The sequence below is a fragment of the Cellulosilyticum ruminicola JCM 14822 genome (assembly GCF_001311925.1).
Lineage (GTDB): Bacteria > Bacillota > Clostridia > Lachnospirales > Cellulosilyticaceae > Cellulosilyticum > Cellulosilyticum ruminicola.
On the sequence record NZ_BBCG01000058.1, the window covers coordinates 1 to 21,309 of the forward strand.

General features: G+C 34.9%; 20 protein-coding genes, 3 pseudogenes and 1 other annotated feature. Of the genes and pseudogenes, 15 read left to right on the plus strand and 8 right to left on the minus strand.

Annotated features, from left to right (window positions below; genetic code table 11):
• Nucleotides 1–44 precede the first annotated feature (44 nt).
• The 10 genes and pseudogenes from JCM14822_RS14910 to JCM14822_RS14955 all read left to right on the plus strand — a co-directional run bounded on the left by JCM14822_RS14910 (nucleotide 45) and on the right by JCM14822_RS14955 (nucleotide 6,001).
• Nucleotides 45–254, plus strand: a complete 210-nt coding sequence (locus tag JCM14822_RS14910; RefSeq protein ID WP_157047810.1) for a hypothetical protein — start codon at nucleotides 45–47, stop codon at nucleotides 252–254.
• 122 nt (nucleotides 255–376) lie between these two features.
• Entirely contained in the window at nucleotides 377–871 is a 495-nt protein-coding gene (locus JCM14822_RS14915) for a hypothetical protein (protein ID WP_054743148.1), read from the plus strand.
• Between the two features lie 36 nt (nucleotides 872–907).
• Nucleotides 908–1,192 (plus strand): DnaD domain protein, encoded by a 285-nt coding sequence (locus JCM14822_RS14920; protein WP_054743149.1) that lies wholly within the window; start codon nucleotides 908–910, stop codon nucleotides 1,190–1,192.
• 259 nt (nucleotides 1,193–1,451) lie between these two features.
• A complete protein-coding gene (locus JCM14822_RS14925; protein ID WP_054743150.1) occupies nucleotides 1,452–1,652 on the plus strand; it encodes a GNAT family N-acetyltransferase in 201 nt (66 codons plus the stop codon).
• A gap of 123 nt (nucleotides 1,653–1,775) precedes the next feature.
• Nucleotides 1,776–2,218: pseudogene (locus JCM14822_RS14930) on the plus strand (GNAT family N-acetyltransferase).
• Between the two features lie 175 nt (nucleotides 2,219–2,393).
• Nucleotides 2,394–2,971 (plus strand): annotated as a pseudogene (locus JCM14822_RS23225) (CatA-like O-acetyltransferase).
• 120 nt (nucleotides 2,972–3,091) lie between these two features.
• On the plus strand, nucleotides 3,092–3,592 hold the full coding sequence (locus tag JCM14822_RS14940; protein WP_054743151.1) for a copper amine oxidase N-terminal domain-containing protein: 501 nt from the start codon (nucleotides 3,092–3,094) through the stop codon (nucleotides 3,590–3,592).
• A 255-nt stretch (nucleotides 3,593–3,847) separates the two neighbouring features.
• The gene (locus JCM14822_RS14945) at nucleotides 3,848–4,135 is read left to right on the plus strand and encodes a DUF503 domain-containing protein (protein ID WP_054743152.1); all 288 of its coding nucleotides are present in this window, start codon (nucleotides 3,848–3,850) and stop codon (nucleotides 4,133–4,135) included.
• Between the two features lie 65 nt (nucleotides 4,136–4,200).
• Nucleotides 4,201–5,436: a hypothetical protein gene (locus JCM14822_RS14950; RefSeq protein WP_054743153.1), complete on the plus strand. Its 1,236-nt coding sequence runs from the start codon at nucleotides 4,201–4,203 to the stop codon at nucleotides 5,434–5,436.
• A gap of 364 nt (nucleotides 5,437–5,800) precedes the next feature.
• The gene (locus tag JCM14822_RS14955; RefSeq protein WP_054743154.1) at nucleotides 5,801–6,001 is read left to right on the plus strand and encodes a cold-shock protein; all 201 of its coding nucleotides are present in this window, start codon (nucleotides 5,801–5,803) and stop codon (nucleotides 5,999–6,001) included.
• Nucleotides 6,002–6,225: 224 nt separating this feature from the next.
• On the opposite strand, the gene JCM14822_RS24065 is transcribed toward JCM14822_RS14955, so the two are convergent.
• The 8 genes from JCM14822_RS24065 to JCM14822_RS14985 form a co-directional block, all read right to left on the minus strand.
• On the minus strand, nucleotides 6,226–6,708 hold the full coding sequence (locus tag JCM14822_RS24065) for a C-terminal helicase domain-containing protein (protein WP_330377581.1): 483 nt from the start codon (nucleotides 6,706–6,708) through the stop codon (nucleotides 6,226–6,228).
• Complete coding sequence (locus tag JCM14822_RS24070) at nucleotides 6,684–7,340, minus strand: DEAD/DEAH box helicase (protein ID WP_330377577.1); 657 nt, start codon at nucleotides 7,338–7,340, stop codon at nucleotides 6,684–6,686. The genes JCM14822_RS24065 and JCM14822_RS24070 overlap by 25 nt, the downstream gene beginning before the upstream one ends.
• Before the next feature lie 183 nt (nucleotides 7,341–7,523).
• On the minus strand, nucleotides 7,524–7,889 hold the full coding sequence (locus JCM14822_RS25165; RefSeq protein ID WP_278287234.1) for a superoxide dismutase: 366 nt from the start codon (nucleotides 7,887–7,889) through the stop codon (nucleotides 7,524–7,526).
• The gene (locus tag JCM14822_RS25170; RefSeq protein WP_278287235.1) at nucleotides 7,781–8,560 is read right to left on the minus strand and encodes a superoxide dismutase; all 780 of its coding nucleotides are present in this window, start codon (nucleotides 8,558–8,560) and stop codon (nucleotides 7,781–7,783) included. Before JCM14822_RS25170 ends, JCM14822_RS25165 begins: the two co-directional genes overlap by 109 nt.
• Before the next feature lie 171 nt (nucleotides 8,561–8,731).
• The gene (locus JCM14822_RS14970) at nucleotides 8,732–9,796 is read right to left on the minus strand and encodes a hypothetical protein (protein ID WP_054743155.1); all 1,065 of its coding nucleotides are present in this window, start codon (nucleotides 9,794–9,796) and stop codon (nucleotides 8,732–8,734) included.
• Between the two features lie 189 nt (nucleotides 9,797–9,985).
• Entirely contained in the window at nucleotides 9,986–11,260 is a 1,275-nt protein-coding gene (aroA, locus tag JCM14822_RS14975; protein ID WP_054743156.1) for a 3-phosphoshikimate 1-carboxyvinyltransferase, read from the minus strand.
• A 49-nt stretch (nucleotides 11,261–11,309) separates the two neighbouring features.
• Complete coding sequence (locus JCM14822_RS14980) at nucleotides 11,310–12,407, minus strand: prephenate dehydrogenase/arogenate dehydrogenase family protein (protein WP_054743157.1); 1,098 nt, start codon at nucleotides 12,405–12,407, stop codon at nucleotides 11,310–11,312.
• Between the two features lie 176 nt (nucleotides 12,408–12,583).
• Nucleotides 12,584–13,834, minus strand: coding sequence for a 6-phosphofructokinase (locus tag JCM14822_RS14985; protein WP_054743163.1), 1,251 nt, complete (start codon nucleotides 13,832–13,834; stop codon nucleotides 12,584–12,586).
• Nucleotides 13,835–14,130: 296 nt separating this feature from the next.
• Between JCM14822_RS14985 and JCM14822_RS14990 the strand changes: the two genes are divergently transcribed.
• From JCM14822_RS14990 to pheT, 5 genes and pseudogenes are all read left to right on the plus strand, one after another.
• Complete coding sequence (locus tag JCM14822_RS14990; protein ID WP_054743158.1) at nucleotides 14,131–15,084, plus strand: cellulose binding domain-containing protein; 954 nt, start codon at nucleotides 14,131–14,133, stop codon at nucleotides 15,082–15,084.
• A 50-nt stretch (nucleotides 15,085–15,134) separates the two neighbouring features.
• Nucleotides 15,135–15,374 (plus strand): annotated as a pseudogene (locus JCM14822_RS14995) (hypothetical protein); the annotation flags it as partial.
• Nucleotides 15,375–15,408: 34 nt separating this feature from the next.
• Nucleotides 15,409–16,977 carry a cellulase family glycosylhydrolase gene (locus tag JCM14822_RS15000; protein ID WP_054743160.1) on the plus strand — a complete coding sequence of 523 codons (1,569 nt, stop codon included), beginning with the start codon at nucleotides 15,409–15,411 and terminating at the stop codon, nucleotides 16,975–16,977.
• Between the two features lie 49 nt (nucleotides 16,978–17,026).
• Nucleotides 17,027–17,355, plus strand: a binding site (T-box leader).
• Between the two features lie 107 nt (nucleotides 17,356–17,462).
• The gene (gene pheS, locus JCM14822_RS15005) at nucleotides 17,463–18,482 is read left to right on the plus strand and encodes a phenylalanine--tRNA ligase subunit alpha (protein WP_054743161.1); all 1,020 of its coding nucleotides are present in this window, start codon (nucleotides 17,463–17,465) and stop codon (nucleotides 18,480–18,482) included.
• Nucleotides 18,483–18,504: 22 nt separating this feature from the next.
• Complete coding sequence (pheT, locus tag JCM14822_RS15010) at nucleotides 18,505–20,931, plus strand: phenylalanine--tRNA ligase subunit beta (protein WP_054743162.1); 2,427 nt, start codon at nucleotides 18,505–18,507, stop codon at nucleotides 20,929–20,931.
• Nucleotides 20,932–21,309: the final 378 nt, after the last annotated feature.

Sequence of the window (21,309 nt, forward strand, 5' to 3'; positions counted from 1 at the left end):
GATGAGCCAAAATTTTTAGGGAAAGTTTATTTTAGATGATATATATGCAGGTAAGAGAAAATTTAAGAAAGAAGGTCTTACCTATGCAAACAACCGGCAAATTTAGAAATAAAAAAGCAACTTTTACAGCAGCGAGTAATGTGATGCTGTTTGATGAACGTTTAGATATGGATACAAAAATACTTCATAATATGATTAATTATTATATTTCCATCCCAGACTTTACCCTTTATAAAGGTATTTACAAAAGGTAACAGATTTAGGACAAAAGGCCTTTAATCGTATGTGGAAACAGTTAAAGGAGACAGGGTATCTTGTGTAGCATAAATTAAAAGGTGAAAAAGGTATATTTTATTATGAATATGAACTTTTTGATGTGCCACAATTAGGGAAAGATGAAGGAGATAAAGTGCCAGTACAAGAAGACAATGATTTAAAAGTCAGTATAAAAAGCAATGATAGCCATGGGAATGATATAAGTAATACAAGTTATACAGGTAACACGAGTTATATAGGCAACACAAGTCATACAAGTAACACAGGTTATGCAAGTAACACAGGTTATGCAAACAACATGAGTCATGCAAACAATGAAGAAAAATTGCTGTACAAAGATAAAGCTTCATTAAGTAGTGGCTGTTTTAAGGTATATGGAAAAGCTGCTAAAAAAGCGGCATATCATAAAGAAATGCAGCAAGAGAAAGGGATGCAACAAGGTGCAGAGGAAGTTCAGCCAGCAGCCGCTAAGGCATCTCTGGTGGAAGCATCTTTAGAAGGGGCGTCTTATGCCGAGAGGGGGGCTTATATTAATAAAACTTTAGAGAATAAGACTATAAATAATAACACATTAAGTAATCAAAAACATAAATAACAACAAGATTATGTTGCTGAAAAAACATCTGTTGTTGTGGCGGATTATGATGGTTTAACTGAGTGTGATTTAGAAATTAAACTGGCTTATCAAAGGGCTTTTGGAATGAAACCTGCACCACAGGTGAGAGAAAAGCTTATGATTTTGTTAAGAAGTTTTGAAAAAACTGTGCTGCTTTATGCCATAGAGACAGCAGGAAACAAGGGCAAAGGCTTTGATTATGCCCAAGCTATCTTAAAAAAGCTGGAGGAATATAGGGCTTATACCATGGATGAAGTCTTTGAATATGAGCAGCGTTATAGTAACTGTCGAATAGGATAGCATTAAAATATATATCCTATTATTTATATGACAAAAACGACATGAAATTTAAAGGGTCTATGGTATAGTGTTTCTAAGTTTAAATTATTATAAAAGAGGAGATGATAGGACCATGGAAAAAATGAAGCTTAGACCATTTCATGATAGAAGTAGCAGGGGAAGTAGCAGGGCAGGCCATTGGCTTTTGTCAGTATTATGATTATGCTCTAGGAGGTGAGACTTGGCATCATGAGGCAGATGTAAGCGGTGCTTAGATTATATGATAGGAGAGGAAGCTTATTTAGGTAAAGGTTATGGGAGAGAAAGTGTGAGGGCTTTAATAAAAGAAGTGGAGAAATATACACCTACTAAAAGGATTATCGTTCAACCAGAATGTGATAACAAGGCTTCTAGAAATACATTAGTGTCTGCTGGATTTTTATATGATGAAGCTAATGATGTCTATTATAAAAACCTATAAAAATATGGGAACCCATAGAAAATATAGTGTGCTATAAGGATTTATAAAAATCATAAGAAACTAGAAATACTATAGGGAGAGATATAAGGTAAAGTATATTAAATAAATAGGAGGAATGAGGCAGTGGAAGAAATAACTATCAAACAATTAAATGATGACCAAATAAGTAAGGCACTTGAATTAGTTTGGGAAGTATTTAAAGTCTATGAAGAACCTGAGTATCCTAAAGAAGGTGTTGAGGAATTTTATAAAAGTATTCATGATCCTAACTATTTAAGTGTGCTGCAAATATTTGGGGCTTTTAGAGAAAAGGAGCTTGTGGGCGTCATTGCCACACGAAACGAGGGAAGTCATGTGGCCTTATTCTTTGTAGCAGGTAGTATCATGGGCAAGGCATCGGCAGAAAGCTTTTTGAAGTGGTAGCTGCTAAGTGCCCACAGGATGAAATGACCGTTAATGCAGCACCTTATGCTATGCCTATTTATGAGAAATTAGGATTTAGGGCCTCAGATAAGGAGCAGTCTACCAATGGGGTAAGATATACGCCAATGATAAGGAAAAATTAGGATAAAGGTGTATGGCGTAATAACTATGATAATAACCACAAAATACGACATAAATAGTGGAGGGAATGTGATATATTAAGCAGAAGATAATAATTTAATAATTTATTAATTTATTAAAGGGGGAAAAGTCATGCCAACATATAAAAAAGTAGATGTGACAAAGTGGGAACGTAATATGCATTACAATATTTTTAAGGAGTATATGCAGCCACAATATGATATTAGTTTTGAATTAGATATTACTAAGTTTTATGAAAAGGTAAAGGCAAATCATTGGTCATTTACATTAGCTATGGTATATGCCATTACAAAGTGTGCCAATGAAATAGAAGCTTTTCGTTATCGCTTTGAGGATGGCGAGCTGTGCTTTATGAAGATTTAGAGGTATCCTTTACTTATTTAAATCTAGAAACAGAAGTGATGAAAAATATAGTGGCGCCTATGGAAGATGATATAGATACTTTCATTGAGAAGACAAAGCAAATTATAGCAACACAAAAAGTGTATTTTACAGGTCCAGTAGGAAATGGGGTTTATCAATTTTCAGTTCTTCCTTGGATTAGCTTCACTCATATTTCACATACAAACTCAGGGAAGAAGTATAATGCAGTACCTATGTTTGACTGGGGAAAATTTTATGAAAAGGATGGTAAGATTGTTTTACCATTTTCAATAGAGGCCCATCATTCTTTTGTAGATGGCATACATATGGGCAAACTTGCTGAGAAGTTACAAGCTTATTTAAGTGAATAGTATATGAAAGTAGAGTAACGTAATAATAAAGATAAAGCAGTGGTTTATAATGACGGTATATAGTAAGCTAGATATGCATATGATAGGATATCAAATCATATTTCATATGGGGGGATGTCCATGGTTAAAAGGCGTAAGGCTAGGAAGATTATTGCATGGTTACTTTGTTTCGCATTATTATTTATACCAATGGTAACGCAGGCAAGCTATTATCAAACAGGGCCAGCCATTTATGTAGAGGGTTATAGAGTATACACAGATACGCCTTCTATTACAGTAAATGATCGAACAATGGTACCTTTAAGAGCTGTGACAGAAGCTTTAGGCTGTAGAGTGCAGTGGCTTCCTGAAGTAGAAGGTGTAGATATTTATGATATTGAAGGCCACTTAATGATTAGTTTATATGTAGGGGAATATTATTCACAATTATATTATGGTTATAGTTATGATACGGGTTATCAATTTGACTATGTCTATATGGATGCAGCCCCTATGCGCTATAATGGCCGTGTCATGGTACCACTAAGATTTATTGCAGAGAATTTAGGACTAGAAGTTAATTATGATAAATATAGTCATTCAGTTTATATTTTCCCACGCATAGAGGGCGCAGTAGGATAGAATGTAAGGGATTGTTACAAAAGGGCTCACGGGAGTAGCCGTAGCTACTAACTACACCTTCTGTAATCTGTGATCATCTAAATTTGATAAGAGGTGCAACAGATTACTCCAGAGGTAGATTAGTATCTGCGGCTACTCCCGCTTACTTTTGAAGCAACTTACATTTGGGCGTAGGAAAGAAGGATGGAACTGAATAGTATAGGGGAAAAGGAGTCATGATAGAATAGAGGAAATAAGTGAAAGTGAGGACAAGTTATGTTAGTAGGTACATTGGAAGTGAAGATGCATGCGCCTTTTGTACATTCTCTTAAGGAAAAGCGAATGGTTGTTAAGAGCATTATGGGGAAGGTGAAGAATAAGTTTAATGTAAGTGTGGCAGAGATTGGGGAGCAGGATACCCATCAAATTATTGTTATAGGCATTGCAGCCATAGGTGATCATACGGGGCAATGCGATAGCATGTTAGACCATATTATTGATTTTATTGAGGAGAATACGCAGGCGGAAGTAATGGACATTATTCGTGATATTATGCATACATAATAGGCACGTGATAAGGCTTAAATGAATAAATTAAAAGTGAGAGGAAATTTAATAGGGGGAAAGAATTGAATCCATTTTTAGAGAAAGCTATACCTGTAGAAAACTACTTTGATAACTGGAAATGTATTTATCCTAGACCTTATGACAAATATGAGGTTAATCCTTATACAAGAACAAGAGTTATTTTAATGAATGGTACAGAAATCGAATCTATCTTCTTTGGACATCAATTTACACGTAATTGCACAGATAACAATATTAGAAGGGGCATTTCTATTTTAAGAAGATTAGATCAGCAGCAGCAGAAAGTTATTAGCGTCTTAAAACCAGCAGATGAAACCATATTAGAGCATACTATAGGCTATGAACAACTGGCTGTAGATTTAACGGCTGAACTTGCCCAAAGAGAACCTGATTGTTATGTTAAAATGGCTTTAGACTTTGCTTTATTAGAAGATTTTGATCACCTTTACCGTTATTCAGATTTAGGCTACTTTGAATATGGGGAAAAGATGGAATGCTTAGTAGGACATTATACAGAAATTATGCCAGGTAGACCAACGATTTCACATCATAGATTTCCTACAGACAACATTAAGTATTGGGTAGACTTTGAAACAGCATGTCCAATTACAAAACTAAATATTTCTATTATTACCGCAGCGGAACAACAAACCATGAATTATTATATGAATGTTGCCAATATCTACTGTTCAGATTTAGGTAGACAATTATATCAAGAAATAGGCTCTGTTGAAGAAGAACACGTTAGCCAATATGAGAGCTTATTAGACCCAAGATTAAGCTGGCTTGAAAATTTACTCATGCATAAATATAACGAGTGTTATTTATACTATTCATGCTATTGCAGTGAAGTAGACCCTTATATTAGGAAGATATGGGAATACCACTATATGCAAGAAGTTTCATCACTTCAATATGTAGCTAAACTCTTAGAAAAATACGAAGGTAAGTGCTGGAAAGAGGTAATTCCAGACGGTGAATTCCCAGAACTTCTTAAATTAGGTTCTAATATCGAATATGTACGCCACGTTTTAAAGAATACTGTACAACTTACTTCTAAACGCGAAGACTATGTAAATGTAGACAAATTATGCCCAGACGATAAATTCTTCATGATGCAAGATGCCCTCAATGAACCAGTAGGTCAAGTGCCAAGTCATAAAGTCATTGAAAAGACTATTCGTAAGAAAGGCAAAGATTATCGATTCGAAGTAGCAGAAAATCCCATTAAAGCCTTAAGAGATCGTAAAGAAGATAACACCTGTGTAGGTAGATAATGATAATTTGCTGAATGTGATCAAGAGGCGTGGGTAAATAAACAAATCTTATCTAAAATTAAATCTAGATAAGGTTTGTTTATTTATTTCAGTCAAGTTTGAAATAAATGTAAAAAATACAAAAAACAAATAATAATATTTAAAAGTAAGGAAATCTATTATTTTTTCTTGACAAAATAAGGGGTTAAGCATATAATAACTATAATATATTTAAAGCAACTTCTAAATTTCACATGTTATCAGAGACTATATTGCCCTTTAGACAATGCAGCAGATGGTATGAGGGGTAATGTTGTTTGTGGCAACATGTGAATTTTATTTTTTGGCTTGAAATATGTGTAATTATTTTTAAGGAGGTACCACTATGAATCAAGGTACAGTTAAATGGTTTAACGCAGAAAAAGGATTTGGATTTATCGCAAGAGAAGACGGAGACGACGTATTCGTACACTTCTCAGCTATTCAAGGTGATGGATTCAAAACTCTTGAAGAAGGCCAAAAAGTAACTTTCGAAATCGTTCAAGGAAACCGTGGCGATCAAGCTGCTAATGTAGTTAAAGCTTAATTGTAACACCAATGTAACGACTAATCAAAAAGAGGCATTGCAAATTTTGCAATGCCTCTTTTTATGTTCCTGCTAATCTACCTGTGAAGTAATTTTGATGATGTGCTTAGAGAAGAGAATGAAAGAGGTTTTCGCCGTTTCATTCTCTTCTCTAAGCACATCACAAATTACGGAAGGTGTAGTTAGTAGGGGTGGTTACGCCCACTGGCCATTTAGTTAACCTCCTAGCGTTCTATTTCGATAGACCTACGAGGAATTTGCATCTTAATAGCTTTCTCAATTTCCATTAATGTTTCTTTATTTTTAGGATCAATAAACATACAAGTATATCCGTCTTCCCCAGCACGTCCTGTACGGCCAATACGGTGAATATAGATTTCAGGTGTTTCAGGAATATCATAGTTATAAATATGTGTTACCCCTGTTACATCTAATCCTCTAGCGGCTACGTCTGTAGCAACTAAGTATTGGATATCTGCTTTTCTAAATGATTTCATAATGCGTTCGCGTTTAGATTGAAGGACGTCGCTATGAAGTTTAGCCACATTGAAGTCACGACTTTTGAGTGCTTCATATAAAGCATCTACACGGCGTTTTGTACGACAGAAGATAATGGCTAAGAATGGATTATCTTCTTCAAGTGCTTTAAGGAGACTTGATTGTTTCCAACGATCTGTAGTTTCTACAAGTCTTGACGAATGCCTGATAAAGTGACTTCTTGTTTTTTGATGCTTACAACAGCTGGGTTTTTTGTATAGCGGTAAGCAAGTTTCTTAACAGCTGTATTCATTGTAGCAGAGAAGCAAAGTGTTTGACGTTTCTTTGGAAGTTGTAAAATAACAGATTCTACTTCATTTTTGAATCCCATAAAGAGCATTTGGTCAGCTTCATCTAATACGAAAGTTTTAGTATGACGAAGGTCAATTGTTTTACGACCAATATAATCTAAGAGTCTTCCTGGTGTGGCAATGACTACATGAGCACCATTGTTTAATTTTTTAATTTGTTTATTTGGATCTTTTCCACCATATACAGCAAGTACATTAATATCACGGCCTTCTGCAAGTTTTTCGGCTTCATTTGTGATTTGAAGTGCAAGTTCTCTTGTTGGAGAAAGGATAAGGACTTGTACTTGTGCCATTTTCGAATTGATGTTTTCAAAAAGAGGAAGTAAGAAGGCAAGCGTTTTACCTGTCCCTGTTTGGGCTTCACCAATGACATCTTTTCCAGCTTTAATAAATGGAATAGCTTGTGCTTGAATAGGAGTAGGAGAAACAATCCCCGAACGTTTTAAGATTTTAATTGTATCGTCATTAATACCAAGTGATTTAAAGTTCATAAGTATATACCTTTCATAACCTTGAATTCATAACTTTCATCATATCATAAAAATACCTTTCTGGATAGACTGTAGCCCAAAGAGTTCCGCAATAAACCAAATAAAAAAACGCTTTATATCAAATCCGATTTATTAAAAAAAGAGGGAGTAGAGGGGGCTAGTAGCATCCCCTACTCCCAATGACTATTTAGCATATCTACTTTCCATTGCAGCTTCAAAGATGCTATTTACGTAAGGCCAGTTAATGACATTAAAGAAGTCTTCAATATAGCGTGCACGCTCATTTTGGTGTTTGAGATAATATGCATGTTCCCATACATCTATGGCTAAAAGTGGTAAAGCGTTGAGTGATAGTGGTGTATCTTGATTACGTGTTGTGATGATTTCTAAGCGGCCACCAAGTGTGAGAACGAGCCAAGCATAACCAGAGCCGAAAACACTTAAAGCAGCAGCAGTAAAGGCGCGTTTAAAATTAGAAAATGAGCCAAACTGACGGTTAATTTCGTCGCCAATGGCACCAGTAGGTGTGTCGCCGCCATCAGGAGACATAATATTCCAATAGAAGTATGGTTATAATGGCCACCGCCATTTTGCGTAATAGCGGATTGAATATCAATTGGAAATCTGTCAGTATAAGTGAGCATTTGGCCTAAATTATAAGCATAGATATCAGGATATCTTGAAATAGCGGTATTGAGATTATTAATATAGGTTTGATGATGACGGTTATGATGAATACGTAAGGTCGCTTCATCAATATATGGTTCTAAAGCATCATAAGCATAAGGAAGTGGTGGTAAGACGAAGCGTGGTTCTAAGTTATTAGGAAGTAGTGCATCTACTTTTTCATTAAAGATAGGTCCCATAGGAATAAATGAATTAGAAGTAGTTGTGCTACTAGCAGACTCGATAGGTGAAAAAGTATGCGGATTAAAAGTTGCAGAACCTTCCATATTAGGTATAGAAGTGGTATTATTAGTGGAAGCATTATTATTAGAAGGATTATTCATAGGGTAAGAATTATTATTATTATTATTATTATTATTATTCGTATAAGGGTTAACAGTAGTTGTGCTAGAGTTTATATAAGGGTAGGTAGGATCATTATTCATATTAGGATCATTGGTAGTATTAGAATTACTGCTAGATGGATTAGCAGTATTGGATGTATTGGCTAGTTCAGAGCTACGGTAATGTAAGCTTTTTTTAGAATGATTCATAGAAGAGATAGAAGCCGTAGAAAGTAACAATAAGTTTAAAAAGGTTCTTATTCATATTCATTCCTCTTTATAAAATTAATTCACTACTATAATATTAACGAAGTTTATAAATGGATAATAAAAAATACCATAAAAGGTAAAAAATACAAGTTTGCCTTTTGTGGTATCAAATTAATTTTCACACTTTATAAGTTCTACTACATAACTGATGCGGTCTGGATGCATTTGCTTTGAAATAGTCATTTCATAATGGACGGGTGCACTATCAAGAATATAATCAGAATATACATTAAAATGCATTGTATCAGAACGCTTTATTTCAATAGTTGAAATGTCTGAGAAGTTTAAATCATCTTTTAAACTATAGTAATCTCTAACGTAATGATACACAAGACGCATCAGCATAGCATCCACTGTTTTTTCACTATCTATGACATCTTCATAAGCACTTGGGTTGAAGGCAATCTCAAAGCAAGTTGGTGAAAATGTGGTTTTATCAAGTTTTAAAGTTAATGTATCATTTTTTAATTCCAGTGTAATAGGTAATGTTTTTAAGCCTGCTAAACTAGGTATTTTATCCAAGAAATCCCCTTCACGTATAATAATTTCCATAGGAAGTGATTCACGGATTTGTTTATTGAAAGATTGAATTAAATCTTTACTTGGTGATTTATAAGGAATGACTAAGTAATGATTGTTTTTAATGGCGTTTTTAATAACCATCTCGCCTTCTTCAGATGTTGTAGTGAGGGCACATACTAACTCAGTAAGCTTTTGATCATGTACAGCAATTTTGATATGATCTTTGTAACGGTCTGTAGAAGTAGAATAAGGTACAGGTGAATTAAAAGCTAGTGCTGTATCTGTAACAGTTACTGGATAATTTAATACTGTAAAAAACTCTACTGGGAAATAAATGACTTCATCCACTTTTATAATGGGTTTACGAAGTATGTATTTATCCATACTTGATTGAATGATACGGCTATTGAGTCGTGTATTTAGTATTAGGCCATTGAAATTGATCTTTAAATCATTTTTATTTTGGGTACTAGTACTATAAGTTAGTCTTAAAATATCATCAAGACTAATATAGGTGGTTTCATCTATGATTTGTATATTGTGTAGCGCTTTATAAGGGAAGTTATTAAGCGTGATTGTTTGCGTTGTATGTGCATGTAGCGGAAAGATTAAAAATGCAAATACAACCAAGAATAAAATGAGATGCTTTTTCATAAGCTGCTACCTCCTATTGAAATTGATATATTGGGAATAAAAATAACCCCAAAAACATATACTTTTGTATAATAACACATTTGGTATTAAATTGCAAAAAGTGAAAAAACACAAAACAGATAAAAGGAGCACAAAAAAGCAGCTGTGCGAAGTCGTTGTTGACTCGATCAGCTGCTTTTTGAATATATTTTAGTGACTTAATGTTTCAAGTAATTCAAAGAAGTTAGGGAATGAAATAGAAACAATCTCTGAATTTAATAAAGTTGAAGGTGATGATGCAAGTAAGCTTGCGATAGCAAGTGACATAGCAATACGGTGATCATGGTAAGTTTCTAAAGTTGCACCGTGGAGAGTATTGTCACCTTCAATAATGAAACCGTCTTCTTGTGGTGTGATTTTAGCACCCATTTTATGAAGTTCCGTAGTCATAGCTTCAATACGGTCAGATTCTTTGATGCGGAGTTCTTTAGCATCTTTAATCACAGTTGTACCAGAAGCGAAGAGGGCAGCTACAGCAAGTACAGGAATTTCGTCAATAAGAGTAGGAATCACGCTGCCGCCTACTGTTGTGCCATGAAGTTTAGAATAGCGTACACGCATATCACAAACAGGTTCACCGCCAACGATGCATTCATTAAGGAGGGTAATATCTCCGCCCATTTCAAGAAGTACATCTAAAATGCCGCGGCGCGTAGGATTGATGCCTACATTATTAATGATTAAATCACTGCCAGGTACGATAAGTCCAGCTACCATAAAGAAAGCAGCAGAAGAAATATCACCAGGGACCACAATAGGAATGGCATGAAGTTCGTTGCAAGGCATAATCGTTACTTTTGTACCTTCTCTTACAAGTGTAGCACCTAAAGCTTCAAGCATGCGTTCTGTATGGTCACGAGAAACAAAAGGTTCATTCACTGTTGTTGGGGAATCCGCATAGAGGCCGGCAAGTAAAATAGAAGATTTAACTTGTGCACTTGCTACAGGTGATTCATAAGTAATCCCTTTTAAAGCATGTGGCTTAATATGCATAGGACAGAAGTTATTATCTTTTGCTTCGATTGTTGCGCCCATTTGGCTAAGTGGTAGAATGACACGTTTCATTGGACGCTTTTGAATAGAAGTATCGCCAGTTAAAGTTGTTTCAAAGTCTTGACCTGATAAAATACCAGAGATTAAACGGACTGTTGTGCCACTATTACCACAGTCTAAGATTTCTTCACTTTTTGTAAGCCCTTGAAGTCCTTTGCCATGGACAACTACATCACTGCCATTAATTTCAATATCAATGCCGAGTTTTCTAAAACATGAAATAGTTGAAAGGCAGTCTGCACCCATTAAGAAGTTTGTAATATGGGTTGTGCCAAGGGCTAAACTTCCGAACATGACAGCACGGTGAGAAATAGATTTATCTGCAGGTACCTCAATAGTCCCTTTTAAACTGTTAATTGGTTGAATAAGCATAAAAGCCTCCTTATATGTGAGTAGTATAGATTTGATAGAGCTATGTAGTCTAATAGTAAATATTATAGCGATGTTTAGATAAGATTTCTGTAGCACGTAAGAGTTCTGATTTAGAACCTACTACGATCTTAAGTACCCCTGAATCAAATTCACGGTCACTAATGATTCCGATGTTTTTAATGTTGATTTGATTTGCACTTAATAATGAAGCAATGGCAGCAATTGCACCAGGTTCATCTTTGGCATCTACATGAAGGGCATAGCTCTTACCAAGTTCGCTATTTCCTTCTTTAAAAGTATTACGATAAATACGGGCTGTATCAAAGTAGGTGTAAATTCCATCTTCATCGCCTTTTTCTAGTATGCCTATAAAGTGGTCTAAAATATTACGATAATTTTTAAATACACGTTCAATCTGTGTTTTATTTGATAAACAAATACTGGTCCAGATGTTTGGATTTGAAGAAGCAATACGTGTTAAATCTTTGAAACCACCAGCAGATAAATCATGAAGGTAACGTTTTTCTCCATCATTATCTCGAATGAGATGGACAAGACTGCTTGCTACAATATGAGGTAAGTGGCTAATATTAGCAGTAGCAAAATCATGATAAGTTGCAGAAAGTACAAGAGGTAATCCGCCCATACGTTCAATGAGCTTTTGCAAGATAAATAAAATGAAATCTGGTGTATCTCCCATAGGTGTGAGCATGTAATAAGCATTTTCAAAGAGTTGAGCAGAAGATGCTTCATAACCAAAACGCTCTGAACCAGTCATAGGATGGCCGCCTACAAAATAAACACGTTTGTCGCTAGATTCAATAAGTTTTGTCACTTGTGAAACGATGTCATACTTTGTGCTGCCTACATCTGTTAAAATACAATCATTATGAATATGTGGTAAGAGTCCTTTTACAATATCAGCGGTTTTAGAAACTGGTGTACAAATAAAGATTACGCTACAATTAGCAAAATCAGAAGTACAGTTTTGTGCAATATTATCAATGATGCCGGCATCGTAAGCTGTTTTAAGATCAGTTGAATTTATGTCATAACCAGTGATGTAACTATTTTGAACATGAACATTTTTAAATGATTTAGCAATAGACCCTCCAATAAGGCCGAGCCCAATAATTCCGATATGCATGAAATCCTCCTTGTACGTCAAATGAATCCTATCATTAAGTAATGCATAGAAGATGACAAATTGTTTTTTATTTTTATAGATTATTATACAATTTTAGTGACAATTTGTATAGTGATTTGATATGTAAAAAAAGCAGCCTATAGATAAGATATCTTTTAGGCTACTTTAAAAAATGATTATTTCTTAAAGAAAGTTTTATCGTGTAAATGGCGGATGTTTGCAAATGCAGGTATACCGTTTTCGAAGCGAAGTGTTGTTTCACCTTCGATAAGTGGTCTTAAATACGCCATAAATTCTTCTGTAATATTATTGCCTTTTTCTGAAATCCATTCTGTAGGTACAGTTTTTTCAAGGTTAGCAATTTGATGAATGTCGTAGCTGAATATTTCTGTTTGGTAAGGTACATTGCTTGTACGCTTATAGCAAAGCATTTTAGCTGTTTCGCCTTCTGCGCCAGCTAAAGCAGCAACTTTACCAATAGCTACAGACTCATTTAAATCTGTAAGTGATGCAATATGTCCACCAGCACGTTGTAATACATTGAGTTCCACTGAACGTACTTTACATTTGAGAGCATCTTTAAGCGTATTTTCTAAAGTTTTACCCGCGCCACAAAGTTGTTTGTGACCAAAAGCATCTACTGAGCTAGAAGAAGCTGAAATATATTCCCCTTTATCATTTTTAATACCTTCTGAAATAGCTACAATAACATTTTTACGTGTTTTTTGTATTTCCTTTACATCTTCAATGAAACGTTCCATGTTGAATGGTACTTCTGGAAGATAAATAAGATCTGGTGCTGGAGAATATTCTGTACGCGCAAGTGCCGCAGCAGCAGTAAGCCAACCAGCATTTCGTCCCATAATCTCAACGATTGTAACAGATGGAATATTATAGATATAAGTATCATGTGCAATTTCAAGTAATGAAGTTGCGACATATTTTGCCGCACTACCAAATCCAGGTGTGTGGTCTGTGATTGGTAAGTCATTATCTATAGTCTTTGGAATGCCAATGACATTAATTTCTTTATTATTTTCTTTTGCATAAGCAGATAATTTAAGCACAGTATCCATTGAATCATTTCCGCCAATATAAAAGACCGTTGTAATATGATGTGTTTCAAAGAAATCAAAAAGTATAGTGTAAACGTCTTCTGAGTGTTCACATGTAGGAAGTTTGAAACGGCAAGAACCTAAATACATTGCTGGTGTATTTGTAAGTTTGTCAAGTGACTCCTTTGTTGTGAAAATTGAAGATAAGTCCAAGTATTTTCCTTGAAGTAATCCTTCAATACCATTTACCATACCATATACTTTATCATATAGTCCGTTTTCTAAAATACATTGTAAAACTCCGCTTAGGGATGCGTTAATTGCAGCTGTAGGACCTCCTGATTGTCCAATAATACAGTTACCTTTTTGAATATTCATTATGGGTAAGCTCCTTTCAATAAGTCCGTAGAATATCACAATAAATGATAACAAAGAAATATAAAACGGTCAAATCTAAACATTTTATGCAATTAAATAGTACATTATAAGGTTGCAATATGGTCAAAAAAAAAGTCAAGGATTATAATGAAATTAAATCAATAGATAAAGGTAAAGCTTAACAGCGAAGCTGATGTGATGTAAATACACTAATAAATTAGCTTAATTGATTACAAAGTAAGGCACTTTAAATAAAAAGTGCACAATATGAAGAAATAGGGGGAATTAAGGTGAGAAAAAAATGGAGTTTAGGATTAATGAGTGCAGCACTTTTAGCATCATCATTGATGGTAACACCAGCTTTTTGTGCAGATAACAATATTAAAGTAGAATATGCAAATAGTTCTACACAAGCACAAAGCAATACAATTGCAAGTAAGATTACATTAACAAACACAAGTCGCCAAGAAATTTCATTAGAAAATTATACATTAAGATACTACTATACAAAAGATCAAGACTTTAAACAATGTATGTGGTGTGATAATGCATCAATGATCGCAGGTGGCAGCTATACAACACTTACACAAAAAATTACAGGAACTTTTGTAGATATGGATGCACCTACAGATAATGCAGATACATATTTAGAAATAGGGTTTGCAAAAGGAACAGGCATTCTTGCACCAGGTGGAGTAGTTGAAATTCAACTTCGTCTCACTAATGATGGCTGGAAAAACTATGATCAATCAAATGACTTCTCATTTGATGAAGTAGAAAATATCCCATTATATGAAGATGGCGTGCTTGTTTTAGGTAAAGAACCAGTTGCAGAAGGTGTAACAGATGTACAAGTTGCTAAAACTGATCTTTCATATGATAAAAATGTTGCAATTAATAATGAAGTAAGTACAGCTATTAGCTTAAATGATAATACTTTAGAAGCTGTTAAATTAAATGGTAAAGCATTAGCAGCAGAAGATTATACATTAGATGCAGATGGCAAATTTACTTTCAGTGAAAGCTACTTAAAAGGATTAGAAGTAGGTACATATAAATATGTTCTTGATTTCAGCGCAGGAAAAGATGTAGTTATTACTGTAGATGTAACAGATACAACAGACTATGATTTCGCAATCACACTTCCTAAAGTGGCTGTAAAAGAAGGCGATGAAGTAGAAATTCCAGTAGCTATTCAAAACATCAAAGAAGGTATCAATAACATGGACTTTACTTTAAGTTAGATGCTGCTAATTTTGAATTCGTAGAAGCTGTTCCAGCTGGCGTTTTAGATACAGATGGTGAAAAAGAAAGTCTTGTGACAAGTTATCACGAAACAACAGGTGTTTTAAATGTAGCTTATGTAGATGCAGAGCAAAACGGCGAAAACTTAATGAATGAAGATGGTACATTCATGGTTGTTAAAGTAACAGCTAAAAAAGACTTTAACGGTGCACCACTTAAACTTAAAAAATTAGGTGCTGTAAGAGATAAAGATCTTAAGAAATTATCACTTAGTGTAAAGGTTAAATAAGAGAGAGACATACAGATAGGAGGAGATGTATATAATGAAGCTTATTAAAAAAATATTAAGTGGCACAATGCTTGCTAGTATGATTGTTGGAACAATGGTAATGCCAATGGAAGCATCTGCTGCAACAGTAGCGCCTACAGGGGATGACTGGCTTACAACAAAAGGAAGCAAAATTGTAGATAAAGACGGTAACGAAGTATGGCTTACAGGATGTAACTGGTTCGGATTCAATACAGATACACGTATGTTCGATGGGATTTGGGCTGTTAACTTAGAAAAAGCAATCAAAGGTATGGCTGATCACGGTATTAACTTCTTACGTATTCCAGCTACATCACAACTTCTTATTGAATGGCAAGATGGTTCAGGTAAGAAACCAAATGTTAATGACTTTGTTAATCCAGAATTAAAAGATATGGACAGCTTACAACTCTTTGATGAAACTGTAAGACTTTGTAAAAAATATGGTATCAAAATCATGTTAGATATCCATAGTGCTTCATCAGATGGACAAAGGCACTACTATCCACTTTGGTTCGGTGAAGGTTATACAATTGATGACTATCATTCATCTCTTGAATGGTTCGCAGAACGTTACAAAAATGAAGATACAATCTTAGCTATCGACCTTGAAAACGAACCACATGGTAAACCATATCATGAACCACTTTGGGCAAAATGGGATGGTTCTGAAGATGAAAACAACTGGAAATATGCAGCAGAAGTTGTTGCAAATAAAGTGTTAGACATCAACCCTAACTTACTTGTTATGATCGAAGGTGTAGAAGCTTATCCAAAAGAAGGATATGATTATACAACACAAGATGAATACGAAAATGAACACTACTACTATACATGGTGGGGCGGTAACTTAAGAGGTGTTAAAGATTATCCTGTAACACTTAAACCAGAACATCAAAATCAAGTAGTTTACTCTCCACATGATTATGGCCCAACAGTTTATATGCAAAACTGGTTCAAAGGTGACTTCACAAAAGAATCTGTTTACAATGACTGCTGGAAAGATAACTGGGCATACATTGCAGAAAGTAATACAGCACCTCTTTTAATTGGTGAATGGGGTGGATTCTTAGATGGTGGTAAAAACGAACAATGGCTCAATGATTTAAGAGACTTCATCGTTGAAAACAAAATCAACCATACATTCTGGTGCTACAATCCAAACTCAGGAGATACAGGCGGACTTGTAATGTATGACTTCTATACATGGGATGAAGATAAATATGCACTTCTTAAACCAGCATTATGGCAAACTAAAGATGGTAAATTCATCAGTCTTGATCATGAAGTAGCTATCGGTTCAAATGGTATCAGCTTAGGCGAATACTATGGTACAGCAAGTTCTGGTGGAGATGAACCAGACGATTCAAAACCAACTGACAAAGTAGTTAAAGGTGATGCAAATAAAGACGGCAAAGTAGACTCTACAGACTATGCAGTTGTAAAACGTTACATGAATGGTAAAATAGCTTTAGATGAAGCTGCACTTAAAAATGCTGATGTAGATGGTAGCGGCAAAGTAGATGCAAAAGATGCAAAACTTATCATGGACTATGTTTTAGGGGATACTAACGCATTTTAATCTTGACAAAATAGTACGTTAGGGTAAAATAGTACTATATTGTCAAAATAGAAAAGCAATGAAGATGCACAGTAAAATTCAAGTATCCTTCTCAGAGAAAAGTATCATTAGGCTGAAAGTACTTTAGGCAAAACTTGTTTTTGAATTTCACATTGGAGCTTTATTCTTAAAACTTAGCGCATATAGTTGTATCGGTGATATAGCTAGTTAAGGAGTAGAGAATAACGGTAGCAACGTTAGAGCTATTGAGTGCTTATAAGCCCTTAAGTAAATGAAAAGTACCAGTGTTAAATGGACTTATTACAATGAGACTGCTTAAGTGGAACTTATGAGAATCAGGGTGGTATCGCGGAGTATATTATAGGCTTCGTCCCTTTTATTAGGGACGGAGCTTTTTTGATTGTTAAACTTCGTAAATACTATAAATATAGTGCAATAAAAATGAAATTGGCAAAGGCCATATTCTAAGGAAGGAGCTTTAAGAAATGAAAGATAAATTAGAGATGATCAAACATAGTGCGATCGCAAGCATTGAAACAGCGGATACTCTTAATACTTTAGAAGAGCTTAGAGTACAATACCTTGGTAAAAAAGGTGAACTCACAGCTGTACTTCGTAATATGAAAGACTTAAGCAGTGAAGAAAGACCTGTTATTGGTCAAATGGCAAATGAGGTAAGAGAATCTATCGAAACAGCTCTTGCATCTAAAAAAGTAGCTTTAGAAGAAGCTGAGCAAAACAAAAAACTTCAAGAAGAAGTTTTAGATATTACAATGCCAGGTAAAACATTAAAAGTAGGTCACATGCACCCACTTCAAAAAACATTGGAAGAAGTACAAAATATCTTCATCGGTATGGGATATGAAATCGTAGAAGGCCGCGAAATCGAAAACGCTTATTACAACTTCGATGCTTTAAACTTAGGTGAAGAGCACCCTGCTCGTGATGAACAAGATACTTTCTACTTCAATAGCAATCTTGTACTTCGTACAGCAACATCACCAGTACAAGTTCACACTATGGAAAAAGAAAACCTTCCTATCCGTATGATTGCACCAGGAAGAGTATATCGTTCAGATGAAGTTGACGCAACACACTCACCAATCTTCAACCAAATCGAAGGTCTTGTAATCGACAAAAACATTACATTTGGGGACCTTAAAGGTGTTCTTGCAGAATTTGCTAAAGCTTTATTTGGTGATAAAGCACAAGTTAAATTCAGACCACACTACTTCCCATTCACAGAACCAAGTGCAGAAGTTGACGTATCTTGCTTCGTATGTGGTGGAGAAGGCTGTAACGTATGTAAAGGCTCAGGATGGATTGAAATCCTCGGATGTGGTATGGTACACCCTAAAGTTCTTGAAATGGCTGGCATCGACCCAACAGTATACCAAGGTTTTGCTTTCGGTGTAGGTCTTGAACGTATCGCAATGATCAAATATGGTATCAATGACTTAAGATTATTCTACGAAAACGATATTCGTTTCTTATCACAATTTTAGGAAGTAGGAAGGAGATAATACAATGAACGTACCTATGTCATGGCTTAAACAATATGTAGATATTGATGTAGACATTAACGCATTCGTAGATGCAATGACAATGTCTGGCTCAAAAGTAGAAGCAGTAGAAGAGAGCGGAAAAGAAATTACTAAAGTAGTATCTGGTAAAATCGTAAGTGTAGCTCAGCACCCAAATGCAGATAAACTTCGTATCATGCAAGTAGATATTGCAGGAGAAAGAGAAATCCAAATCGTTACAGCTGCTAAAAATGTTAACGAAGGTGATATTGTACCAGTATCTTTAGACGGTGCGACACTTGCTGGAGGACTTAAAATCAAAGCTGGTAAACTTAGAGGAGAACTTTCAGAAGGGATGTTCTGTTCTGTAGAAGAACTTGGATTCTCAGAAGAAGATATCGAAGATGCACCACACGATGGCGTATACGTATTCCCAGCTGATATGCCGCTTGGAATCGATGTTAAACCATACTTCGGACTTGGTGAACAAGTTGTAGAATATGAAATCACATCTAATCGTGCAGATTGCTTCAGTATTTTAGGGATTGCAAGAGAAGCAGCAGCTACTTTTGGTAAAGAATTCAAATTCCCTGAAATCACAGTAGAAGAAGTTGGCGGTAATGCAAACGAAATGGCAACAGTTACAATTCACAATGAAGACCTTTGCCCACGTTATGCAGCTAGAATTATCAAAAATGTAAAAGTTGGTCCATCACCAAAATGGCTTAAAGACCGTTTATTATCAGCAGGTCTTCGTCCAATTAACAACATCGTAGATATCACAAACTACATGTTACTTGAATTTGGTCAACCAATGCATGCATTTGACTATGACAAACTTGCAGGTCACAACATCCACGTAAGAAATGCGAAAGAAGGAGAAAAATTTGTTACTTTATTCGAAGATGAAGTAGAACTTGATCCATCTATGCTCGTAATCGCTGATGATGAAAAAACTGTAGCACTTGCTGGTGTAATGGGTGGCAATAACTCAAAAGTAACAGAAGAAACAACAACAATTCTCTTTGAATGTGCTAATTTCAACGGTTATAATGTACGTCAAACATCTAAAAAATTAAACCTTAGAAGTGATTCTTCAGTTAAATATACAAAAGGACTTGATCCAAATAATATTACACTTGCTCTTGAGAGAGCTGCACAGCTTATCAATATGACAGGTAGCGGTGAAGTAGTAAGTGGCAAAATTGATGCTTACCCACGTAAACGAGAAAGCATTACAATTCCATACGATGTAGAATGGATTAACAACTTCTTAGGTACAAGTCTTACAGAAGAAGAAATAATCAACTACTTCATTTCTATTGAATTCGTTCCAGATCAAGCTGCAAAAACAGTTACAATTCCTACATTCAGAACAGATGTAACAATGATGGCTGACCTTGCAGAAGAAGTAGCTAGACTTTATGGCTATGATAAAATCACACCAACACTGGAAAGAGCAGAGCCTACTCGTGGTGCTAAAACATTCGAACAAAAAACAATTGATGAAATTAGACAAATCATGAGCATGCATGGTGTATATGGTGCATTAACATACTCATTCGAAAGTCCAAAAGTATTTGATAAACTTTGCATCAAAGTTGATAGCCCATTAAGAAATGTTATGAAAATCACTAACCCACTTGGGGAAGACTTCAGTATCATGCGTACAACTACACTTAATGGTATCTTAACTTCTTTATCAACAAACTATAACAGACGTGTAGAAGATGCGGCTTTATATGAAATTGGTAAAGTATATATCAAACCAAGTGATGATGCAACTCCTATCTTAGAAGGTAAACATGCATATGAACATGAATTACCACAAGAAATCAAAAAACTTACAATTGGTCAATATGGCAAAAATGTAGACTTCTTCTCATTCAAAGGTATGATTGAAACACTTATGAGTGCACTTCACATTGCTAAAGTTGAATTTGTAAGAAATACAGAACTTGAATTCATGCATCCAGGACGTACTGCAACACTTCTTATCAATGGTAAAGAAGCAGGATTCTTCGGTGAAATTCACCCACAAGTAGCTAAAAACTATAGCTTAGATACAAGAGTTTACATGGCCGAATTTGATTTAGCTACAATGCTTAATGCAATTAACAAAGAACTTAAATTTAAAGCATTACCTAAATATCCAGCAACAACAAGAGATATTGCAATGCTCGTATCTAAAGAAACACTTGTTGGCGAACTTGAAAAAGTAATCATCCAACGTGGTGGTAAATTACTTGAAAAAGTAGAACTCTTCGACGTATACGAAGGCGCTCAAATCGAAGAAGGTTACAAATCAGTAGCATTCAAACTGATCTTCAGAGCAGAAGACCGTACACTTACAGATGAAGAAATCCAAAAAGTAATGAAAAAAGTACTTAATGGACTTGAAATGAACTGTGGTGCTAAACTTAGAGACTAGGTTTTAATAAAATACAAAAAAATACAAGAAGGTGTCGCCAAATGATTTATCATGCGACACCTTCTTGTATCTCTTAAAACAGTCAAAATGTTAACTATATTTAAACTAAAAAAATTTGAAAAATACTGTATATAAAATATAATATAAGAGTCATAAGCGTTAACTTATAAATAAAATTTTCCAATAATAAATTCAATAAAAATGGGAAACCTCTATAGTCTAATAGTACTCAGATTAGGAGGTTTCCCATGCATATCGCAAGATTAGTATCTAGATTTTTTAAACTTTTTATACCATCTTTTATAGAAAAAGTTGCAAAATTAACTGGTTTTATGAAACGTCATTCTAAACTTCTATCTGAGACATTTGCAAAAGCAG